Source organism: Cellulosimicrobium cellulans, from assembly GCF_001722485.1.
Lineage (GTDB): Bacteria > Actinomycetota > Actinomycetes > Actinomycetales > Cellulomonadaceae > Cellulosimicrobium > Cellulosimicrobium cellulans_A.
Map to the genome: position 1 here is coordinate 1 of NZ_LWGL01000350.1, position 1,026 is coordinate 1,026.

1 protein-coding gene is annotated in these 1,026 nt (G+C 80.4%); it reads right to left on the reverse strand.

Annotated elements, in window-relative coordinates:
* Positions 1-1,018 (reverse strand): 2-succinyl-5-enolpyruvyl-6-hydroxy-3-cyclohexene-1-carboxylic-acid synthase (menD, locus tag JZ5iCDA_RS17665; RefSeq protein ID WP_139123237.1); only part of this gene is annotated, 1,018 nt, incomplete at its 3' end.
* Positions 1,019-1,026: the final 8 nt, after the last annotated feature.

The window sequence follows — 1,026 nt, forward strand, 5'->3', positions numbered from 1 at the left end:
ACGCGTCGTCGACCGTGGCGGAGGGCTCGAGCCAGGCCTCGGGCACGGCCGGCAGCACCGTCGAGGCGTTGCGCGCGGCGTCCGGCCACGGCCCCGCCCCCGGCGCGACCACGGTCACCGCGACGTCCGGGCGGCCGAGGAGCCGTTGGACCGGGCGCGAGAGCGTGGGGCGGCCGAGCACGACGACGGCCTCGACGTCGTCGACGAGCTCGGCGACCCCGAGGACGAGCGGGTGGGCCGTGACGGCCTGCGGTCCGCCCAGCGCACCCGACGACGGCTCGGCGAGCAACGGCCAGCCGCGCGCCTCGGCGAGCGCGCGCGCCACGGGTCCCGCGCCGTCGCCCGCGACGACGACCGTCCGGGCCGAATGCGCAGGCACGTCGGGCGCCCGCACGACCGCGGGGACTGCGCTCGCGCGCCGGACCGAGTGGGCGTCGTCGGCCACGAGGAACGCGGCCGCGTCCAGCGGCTCGGTCGGCACGAGCGGCTCGCGGAACGCGAGGTCGAGCTGCACGGGCCCCGGGTGGCCGTCGCGCGCGCCGGTCGCCGCCGCGAGCGCGCGCGCCGTGACGGCGAGCAGGTCGCGGATCTCCCCGGGGCGGCCTTCGGGCGCGGGGTGGTCGACGGCGTACCGCACGGCCGGGCCGAAGAGCCCCGCCTGGGCGGTGGTCTGGTTGGCGCCCGTGCCGCGCAGCTCGTGCGGCCGGTCGGCGGTGAGGAGCACGAGCGGCACGCCCGCGTGGTGGGCCTCGAGCACGGCGGGGTGCAGGTTCGCCACCGCGGTGCCTGACGTCGTGACGACGGCGACGGGACGCGGCACGGTCGCGCCGCCGGGCCGGGCGAGCGGCTCGCTCCCCCGCGACAGGCCGAGCGCGAGGAACGCGGCGGTCCGCTCGTCGACGCGCACGTGCAGGCGCAGCACGCCGGCGTCCGCGGCGGCCGCGACGGCGTACGCGAGCGGCGCGGACCGCGACCCGGGCGCGAGCACGACGTCGCGCACGCCCTCGGCGACGAGCAGGCCCGCGA